Source organism: Bifidobacteriaceae bacterium (assembly GCA_031281585.1).
Taxonomy (GTDB): domain Bacteria; phylum Actinomycetota; class Actinomycetes; order Actinomycetales; family WQXJ01; genus JAIRTF01.
Window position 1 is genome coordinate 50,452 of sequence record JAITFE010000091.1, and the last position, 6,000, is coordinate 56,451.

A 6,000-nucleotide genomic window follows, 5' to 3' on the forward strand; every position below is an offset into this window, starting at 1 on the left:
AGTTCTGGGCCTTCGGGCCCCTCTGGCCGGGTTCCCCCCGGGGTGCCCCAAGGGGAGCCTATTCAAACCTTGCCCCGTGCGCTGAGGCGTTGTATCCGTGCCGGTCCGGCGTGCGGCATGGTGTTCGACCGACTCATTGAGCGCGCCGTCGCCGCCGACCCACTCACTTACCGCGACCTCGTCCGGGTCGCGGCGCCGAAGGCCACCCGCCGCGCCGGGCACCGTCCTCGGCGTCGGCCACGTCTTCGGCCGAACCTGGCCTGGGCGGGGTCGTCAAAGTCAGGACGGGACCGTCGCCCGCTTTTCACCGCCGAGGGTCCGCTTTGTCGACGATCACGAAATCGGGACAGGCCGCGTCACGCAATCGGAACAGGGCAGCGTTCATCCAGCCGGGGCCGGGATCTTGCCGTCAGACCGGAGGTTGCGCCCCTTCCTGGCTGGTCCTGTCGTGCGCTGGTGGATCTGCGCTGACCAGATCAAGGACGGCCGTCGGGGCAGTTTCCGTGGGCAATTTGCGGATGCGTCGCCAAGTGGCGATAAGGCCTCCCGACTGCGCTGGATCTGGTGTCCCGATTACATGACGCAGGGTGTCCCGATTCCTTGACGTTCGACAGCCGCGCCTCCGCCGCCGACGCTGTCGCTGTCTCGGTCCACGAGGTCGAGGGCCTTCAAGCCGGGTATTCGCTGGATTGGGCGCCGAACAGGCCCGGGAAGCTGACGGTCGCGTTCGATGTGGTCAATACCGGCAACGCCCGCCTGGAGGTGTCCGGGTCGCCGCGGCGGAGAAGGAGGTGGCGTGGCCCGACGGCGCGGAGCAAACCGTCAAACTGCTGCCGGGCTCGGTCCGCCGCGTCGAGGTCGTCGTGCCGCGCGTTTGGCCCACGGTCAGGGTCAAGGCCGCAGTCGAGGCGAAACCCGAGGTGGTGTCCACCGCCTCGGGCGGCGGGGCGCCTCAGATGGCGCCGGTGGCGGCGGAGGTTTCGGTGTGGGCTTGGCCGTGGCCTCAACTGGTCGCGCTGGCGGGCGCGACCTTGCTGGTCGGCGCGGCGTTGGGGGCCGGGTCAGGTCGCGGCGGAGGGCGAGGGCCGAGCCGTGTCGGCGCGGCTGGTGCTCACGGCGTTGCTGCGGCACGCGGTTCGGGTGGCGATGCCTTGAGCTAGCTGATTCTTGTTCGCGCTGGTCAGCTTTGGTGGTTGTGCGTGCGCCGGCGTGCGGCACCTAGGCCGACCATCGCCAATCCGGCCGCGATCAGGCCGAGGGCGAGTCGGCCTTCGGGTCCAACCCGCGTGAAGTCGGCCCCCGTCGGGGCCAAGGTCGGGCCGCTGCTGGTTGGGGGCAGCGTGGTCGGGGTCGGGCCGCTGCTGGTCGGGGGAGGGGTGGTCGACTCGGTGGTCGGCACTTCATAGATTGCCCAGACTGTGACGGATTGGCCGAACGTCACGACAGTGAAAGGATTGCCGCCATGCATCATCGCTGGCCAGGCACCCTCTCCGCCAACTCCCCAGCCGAGGTATTCGTAGACCGCCCCGCTCTCGTACTCGGAGCAGGTCGCCGCGACGGCCACTGTCAACTCGAAGCCACTGTAAACGAATACGGTTGCAATGTCCTCGTCAATGACTTGGTAATTCGCCCATTCGCCCAATTCGTCCCGGTTTGTCAATTCAGGCAGGCAATTCTCCAAGCCAAGAAACTCGACGAGCGGGGTGCGATCGCTGGTGGCGCGGACCGCCACTTGGAAGAGCGGCCCGTGCTCGGCCTCGCCGAGCCACTGACCGGAGCCATGGATGACCGACCAGCGCAAGTAGAAGTGGCCTTCGCGGTTGTCAACCAAGCCGTCGTTGACAAAGTCGTCATCGTTGACATGGGTGGAAGGGATTTCGGTGCCGTCGAAGCCGCCCGCGAGCGTGATCGTCCCCTGGTTGATGATCTCGCCGGAGCTGCGGATTCCGCCACGCAAGAGCGAGATGGCTCCGCCCACCCGGACCTCAATTAGGCCCGGGTTGTCCAGCGGATTCCCGTTCTTGACGAGGGTCGCGCCATCGTCGACCACGAGCACGCCGCGATTGACAATGTCAGGCACAAGCTCGGTTTCGGTTTGGACGACAATGGTGCCCTGGTTGTCGATCTGAGCGCCGCTGGCGATGGACGCGCCCGGGCCCAAGGTCAGCGTTACGCCCGCGTTGACCACGAGCTTGGTGTCACGGGGCAGGCTCCACTGTTCGGCCAGGACGAGGTCCCGGGTCACGGCATAGTCGGGGCCAAGGCACTCCAGACCGACGGGGCATGGCGTGTCGCTTGCGCCCTCGGCGCTGGCGGCCGATGCCGCAAGCGCCACCCCGGCACCGGCCGCTGCGAAGGCGACCGCGCCAGCAAGAGACCGGCGGAAAAACTCGGCATAGGACTTGGTTCTAGACATACCCACACTCCGAGGTTGGTGGCGAATAGCGGCCCGACTTTAGGTCGTTGCGGCAATGATACGCGCCCGCCGCCGATTCGGCCGCCATCACGCGGGCACCTGACTGATTTTGAGGCACATTGCGCCCAGGCGCAATTACTGGGCCGCCGGGCAAAACGGTTGTTATGCGGGTACTGGTGGCGCCCCCGAGAGCGGCGCCCCCGAGAGGATTCGAACCTCCGGCCAGCTGCTTAGAAGGCAGTTGCTCTATCCACTGAGCTACGGGGGCCAGGCGTCCCCAGCCTACGCCAAGCCGCGATGTAGGCTGGGCCGGTGAGTGTTCCGGAGAACGGCGTGGCCGACCCGATCGTTTGGGCCGACTGCGAGATGACAGGCCTTGACCTGGTGAAAGACGCCCTGATCGAAATCGCGGTGATCGTCACCGATTCCGACCTGCAGCCGTTGGGCGAGGGGATCGACATCATCATCAAGCCGCCCGCCCAGGCCCTCGACCAGATGAGCGACTTTGTGCGGCAGATGCACACCGCCTCCGGATTGCTGGAGCAGTTGGCGGACGGGGTCACGCTGGCCGAGGCCCAAGCCCAAGTGATGGACTACGTGCGGCTGCACGTCCCGCAAGAGGGCAAGGCGCCCCTCGCGGGGAACTCGGTCAGCACCGACCGGGGCTTCATCGACCGCGACCTGCCCGCACTGGGCGGCTACCTGCATTACCGGAACATCGACGTGTCGTCCGTCAAAGAGTTGGCCCGGCGGTGGTACCCGCGTCTGTACTTCGCCGCCCCCGAGAAGCTGGGCGGACACCGGGCGCTGGCGGACATCCACGAGTCGATCAACGAATTGCGGTACTACCGCGCGACCATGTTCGTCGAAGACCCGGGTCCCGACTCCGACACCGCGCGCGCCGCGGCCCTGGCCGTGCAAGAGGCCGCCGCAGGCGGCCCCCCGCCCGCTCTTTAGGCCGGTTGCCCCAACTCAGCCGTTCGCCGAGGGGGCCGACGGCGGAAACGGGGGCACGGCATCGGGCGACGGGGTTTGGCCGTAGGACCGCAACGCGCCCCGGGCGGGCTGGACGAACGGCGGCGGGACCTCCCAACCTGTGCCGGGCCAGGGATCCGGCGCGGCCGGGCGGGACGGGGTCTCCGGACCGCTCGCCCGTCCGCCCCCCGAACCGGGCGAAAAGTGGACCGGCTGCGGGGCGTTCCAGGCGACCGGGTAAGGCTGGGGCCACTCCGGGGCTGCGGTTTCGGGCGGGTCTGGTGCCTTTAGGGCGCGGCGCGACTGGATCAGACTGCGCGCGCCCGCCCCCATGAAAGCCAGGCCGAACAGGGCGAACAAGCACCCGCCGACCAAGTGCGCGATGCTGTTGGCGGCCGCCTTGATCTGCTCCTTTGAGCCCACCCTGATCTCCTCGGGGCGCTCGGGGTTGTAGACGATCACGGTCGGTTGGCCTTCGGGGAACTCCCGCTCAACCCCTTCGGCGATGACCAAGTCGCTTGTCCCGGAGCGCTGCACCTCCGCGTACCCGTCCACCTTGGCGTCCTCGATCCAAAACGTCAGCGACAGGCGAAAGGTGACGGTGAACGTGTCGTCGTCTTCCGAAGGCGACGTCCAGTTCACCGCCCGCAAGTCGGAGACGACCGCCTGCGTCTCCGCCCAGGTGTCGAGGGTCGTGGAGGCGAACTCGCGCTCGTCCGCCCACCGCACGGCAATGAACACGCCGACCGCCACGAACACGGCGGCCACCAGCATGAAAAGGACGGCGCCGGACGCCCCCGCGCCCCTGCGCCGAAGAGCCGCCATGGCCTGTCGCCTCCCTCGCCTGATTGGTCTATATGGGGATACCCCGTTGGGCTTGTGGTTGGTCGCAACACTACTCCCCGGCCTCGCCCCCCAGTAGGATAGGATGCTCTGCGTCCCGGGCGGCCGAATTCGCGCCCGGCCGGGGCATGGTGGCTATAGCTCAGTTGGTAGAGCACCAGATTGTGGTTCTGGGGGTCGCCGGTTCAAGCCCGGTTAGCCACCCCACACGGGGCAAGTTCACACGGCTGCCCGTCTGAACCGCCCTCTTGTTTGCCCGTTCTGGCTGGTTCGCCATCCGTCCGGTGTCCCCGTTCGACCGGTCGCAAAGGGCCCGTGATGATGAGCCTGGAGCGGCGCAGACCGCGGCGGACGGTTCCTTTCGAAGGCTCCTCAACGTTCTCCGACGCGGAGGCGGGCATCACGCCGGCCCACTGGAGCGCCAGGTGGAACTGCACGTCATCGGCCCGGTTGACAGCAAACCGGCCCAACCCCCGGCTCTGCGCTGGAACCAGCCCTAGACCGCCGGCAAGTCTCGCTGAACAGTCTGGATGGGAGGTCCCAGCGGGGCGACGCTGACGGTGCGCAACCTGCCTGAAGAGACGCGCCAGGAGTTGGCGGCCCGAGCGCGCGCCGCCCGGCTCTAGGAGCCGGTGAGCTTCGGGTGATCCCGCTTTGCACCAACGAGGTGTCCGAGCCGCTCAAGGCCGGCGGCGCGATGGTCTCCATCGACGCGTCACGGAGGAGGTCTTCCCGCAGTTCGCCGGCCGCGTCTTGGCCTTCGACGGGGAGGCCGCGCGCGCCAACGCCACCCTGCGAGACGCCGCCCGCGCAGTTGGCCGCCCAGTCCCAAAGACCGACAGCTTCATCGCGGCCGTTGCCGTGTCCCGCGGGCTCGCCCTGGCCACCCGGAACACGAAGCAACTCGCGGCGACCGACCTCCAACCCGTCAACCCCTGACGCTGAGCACCGGAAGAGACACGGCCCTTGCCGTCCGAACGCGTGGCCGGACGGCATCGGACAACCCTGCGCAGGTCGGGAGCAGCACGGGCCGCTGTCGGACCGCCTGGCGTCGGCGCGGGCTACGGCGTGGAAGCCTGCGAAACCCGCTCAACGGGGGCGTGCTGTCTGGCCCGGCAAGTCCGTGTTTTCGCGGCGTCTCGGCCAAGCTCTCCGCCTTCCCGTGATCGAACTGGACAAGCTTTTCTGGGGACCTGACCTTCAGCCCACGCCACCAGGCGAATGGCAAGCCATCCAGCGAGACGCTGCCGCCGGGCCTTGCTGGGTCATCGACGGCGACCTCGGCCCCCGCGACAGCCACCTTGTGGAACGCTTGGCCGCGGCCGACGCCATTGTCATCCTGGAGCACTCGCTGCTGGTGTGCGTTTGGAGGGCCGTGCGCCGGTCCCGCGAGAACCGGGAGTTTTGGCGCCGGGTGCTCGGGTATCGCAGCTACAGCCTGCCCGCCATCCGGGCCGCGATCACATCGGCGGGCCGGGGAGACGCGGCCCGTTGGCTGAGGAACCCGGCAGACGCCGAGCGCTTCCTGGCTACGACCGGCGCCGAGGGCTGAGGTCCGCGCGGCCGGCGCCGGTTGCCCGATGCCGCCCCAAGACGCCGGCGAAGCAGTCACCCAGGGAATCGCCTCCCAGGCGGGCGAACCGCCTGATCGCGAAGGCGGCCACCAGAGCCAATCGGTAATCTGGCCTGGTGGACCTTGCCGACCAAGGACAAAACACACAGGCGCGGCTCGAGGAGCACCTGGCCTCCGTGCCGTGGGACCGGCT

At 68.3% G+C, this 6,000-nt stretch carries 5 protein-coding genes and 2 tRNA genes; 4 read left to right on the top strand and 3 right to left on the bottom strand.

The features are described 5' to 3' along the window. Window positions 1-791 precede the first annotated feature (791 nt). On the top strand, window positions 792-1,160 hold the full coding sequence (locus LBC97_10740; protein ID MDR2566506.1) for a hypothetical protein: 369 nt from the start codon (window positions 792-794) through the stop codon (window positions 1,158-1,160). A 20-nt stretch (window positions 1,161-1,180) separates the two neighbouring features. Here LBC97_10740 and LBC97_10745 read toward each other — a convergent pair whose 3' ends face one another. Together LBC97_10745 and LBC97_10750 are read right to left on the bottom strand one after the other, a co-directional pair. After that, entirely contained in the window at window positions 1,181-2,416 is a 1,236-nt protein-coding gene (locus tag LBC97_10745; protein ID MDR2566507.1) for a hypothetical protein, read from the bottom strand. Between the two features lie 195 nt (window positions 2,417-2,611). Then, a tRNA-Arg gene (locus LBC97_10750) sits at window positions 2,612-2,684 on the bottom strand. Between the two features lie 44 nt (window positions 2,685-2,728). Between LBC97_10750 and orn the strand changes: the two genes are divergently transcribed. Continuing rightward, complete coding sequence (gene orn / locus LBC97_10755; GenBank protein MDR2566508.1) at window positions 2,729-3,373, top strand: oligoribonuclease; 645 nt, start codon at window positions 2,729-2,731, stop codon at window positions 3,371-3,373. Window positions 3,374-3,388: 15 nt separating this feature from the next. On the opposite strand, the gene LBC97_10760 is transcribed toward orn, so the two are convergent. Continuing rightward, entirely contained in the window at window positions 3,389-4,216 is an 828-nt protein-coding gene (locus tag LBC97_10760; protein MDR2566509.1) for a DUF3592 domain-containing protein, read from the bottom strand. A 149-nt stretch (window positions 4,217-4,365) separates the two neighbouring features. Between LBC97_10760 and LBC97_10765 the strand changes: the two genes are divergently transcribed. Both LBC97_10765 and LBC97_10770 read left to right on the top strand, forming a co-directional pair. Next, window positions 4,366-4,441: transfer RNA gene (locus tag LBC97_10765), tRNA-His, on the top strand. Window positions 4,442-5,396: 955 nt separating this feature from the next. Beyond that, a complete protein-coding gene (locus LBC97_10770; protein ID MDR2566510.1) occupies window positions 5,397-5,786 on the top strand; it encodes a hypothetical protein in 390 nt (129 codons plus the stop codon). The last annotated feature ends 214 nt before the right edge of the window (window positions 5,787-6,000 follow it).

What these genes read in the sequence shown, in the direction of transcription:
- LBC97_10745 (MDR2566507.1), bottom strand. Translation starts at nt 2,416, where the DNA reads ATGTCTAGAACCAAGTCCTATGCCGAGTTTTTCCGCCGGTCTCTTGCT.
- LBC97_10760 (MDR2566509.1), bottom strand. Translation starts at nt 4,216, where the DNA reads ATGGCGGCTCTTCGGCGCAGGGGCGCGGGGGCGTCCGGCGCCGTCCTT.